The sequence below is a fragment of the Roseovarius gaetbuli genome (genome assembly GCF_900172365.1).
In the GTDB taxonomy this organism is placed as follows: Bacteria; Pseudomonadota; Alphaproteobacteria; order Rhodobacterales; family Rhodobacteraceae; genus Roseovarius; species Roseovarius gaetbuli.
Genome location: NZ_FWFJ01000106.1, coordinates 1 through 1,974, shown reverse-complemented (window position 1 = coordinate 1,974; position 1,974 = coordinate 1). Strand labels below are relative to the sequence as shown.

General features: G+C 53.5%; 1 protein-coding gene. It reads right to left on the bottom strand.

Annotated features, from left to right (window positions below):
* Window positions 1-840: 840 nt before the first annotated feature.
* Window positions 841-1,707, bottom strand: coding sequence for a metal-dependent phosphohydrolase (locus ROG8370_RS19745; RefSeq protein WP_085828819.1), 867 nt, complete (start codon window positions 1,705-1,707; stop codon window positions 841-843).
* Window positions 1,708-1,974: the final 267 nt, after the last annotated feature.

Genomic DNA, 1,974 nt, shown 5'->3' with positions numbered 1-1,974 from the left:
TCCGACCAAAAACGCTTCTTCTGACCCTTCTTGCCCGCCATATCCGCCCTCAAGATGTCCACTATCAATAGTGGACACTTATCAACACACTCTATGAAATGTCAGAGCAGCGAGGCCGGACGCTTACTTTGAGCGCGGCGATCGGAAGACACCGGCAGTCGACGACGAGCAGGTCAAAGACTTCCATTCCGAGATTGGGGATCTGGCCGTCGCCAATGTTTTTCTGACCAGAAGGTTCAAACCCTGGAACGACACGTGAGGTGCCAGATGATTGAGCCGAACCTGGCGGGCTTGGATGGGGCCGTTTTGCGGCCTGATCGGCCCTCACTTTAGCAGCTCACAGACCGCAGGCGACACTTGGCATGCAAGACACTTGACCCGGTGGCCACATCAGGCGACCTTTCCACCAACCGGCAGACCACTTGGGGAATGTCGGCCAAGAGTTGAAAGACGGCGCGAAAGGCGAGCTGTTCTCGCAATCCTGACGTGCGACTCATATAGGGTTCTTTAATTACCAACGACCACACTCAGCCCTTGGCGGCCAACCACCCGCCGTAGTCTATTGGCAGAGAATTGAAGCAACCAACCCCGATCAGCAGGTGCAAAAAGTAGCGTAATTTACGTCAGACCCTGTCCCACAAATGGGGACTGCCTCAGATTATAATGATCGACGAAGGCCTCAATCTGGGCTTCGAGATCGCCGGGCAGGAAGTAATTTACAGCAGGATTCGGTCCTTCAGGGCGTGGTGCCAGCGCTCGACCTTGCCTTGCGTTTTATGGTGACAAGCGCAGACGTCGGACAGCGCCAAAACTACGCTGAACAACTTAATCCCCCTCGTTTTATGATTGGGCATCTGCCGGACCGGGGAACGGTCCAAGGCAACTGGCACGGTGCGAGACCTGAAAGACATGATTATAGAGCTGCGCCACCCATTGCTTGCCATCCATGGATCGCTCAAGATGCCTAAGCGCCGGGCCAATCAGCGGTTGGACCTGCTGCCAAAAGAAATTCGGAAATTGCTCCATAAGATCCATAGGTGAGCTGTACCCTAACTTTTGCGCATAGCCAGTTTCCACAAACTCATGGTAAAGCCCGCTGATCTTGCGATGGTAGAACGGGTCGGCGATCTGGCCAATAAGGTCTGCAGATCGCACCAAGGCTTCTTCACTCTCTGTACTGGCATAGAACGGGTCATCAGGCATTGGGAAACGTGTGTACTCGATAGCCCGAGCGATCCGCTCTTCGTCAATCAGTCCGGACTTGGCAAAGCGTTGACGGGCGTAAATCTTGCCACGATCAATATGATATGGCGCGAGAAACGCATCCGACGAGCCGCGAGGCGGGCAAATTCGGTCTCCTGCCTCGTTGATTACGATTTCCGTGTCGGTGTCGCCCTCGCAGATGTTACGGGAAAATCCAATGTCATGGACCAAAAGTGCCATGATGTAGTGCAGCCAATCCTCTGGCTTAACGGCACGGGTAACAAGCTGACCACGGATAATTTCCTGGCCCACCAGCGTGACCATCATTGTATGCTCAGCATTGTGGTACAAAGCGTCAGAGTTGCCCAACCGTTCCAGCAACATGCGTGCACTACCACTTAAAAACGAGGCGTATTCGCTCTTACGTCCTGAGAAATACTGAAGATATGTCCTGGCGAGGTGGTCTCCAAATTCAGCGGCCACGACTGCGGTGGGATTGAACATGAGTGCCCCCTGTCAGCCGAATTGGCCGCTTTTATGATAGCACAAGGAAATTTCAGATCAACTGGCTGGAATAGCCCCATTGTGTGGTCCGCCATCTGGGATAGTTTTGTTCCATAAACTGGAGGATCAGCATATCGCTGGGTGCTGCCATTTGTGGACGGCTCCTGTTTTGCAAGGGTTAATTTGAGCTGATGTTGATCGTCGCAGGTTGCGGTCATTTGTCCGGCCTGTTTGCGCGGTGTATGTGACCGCTGGCCTTGATGAAGT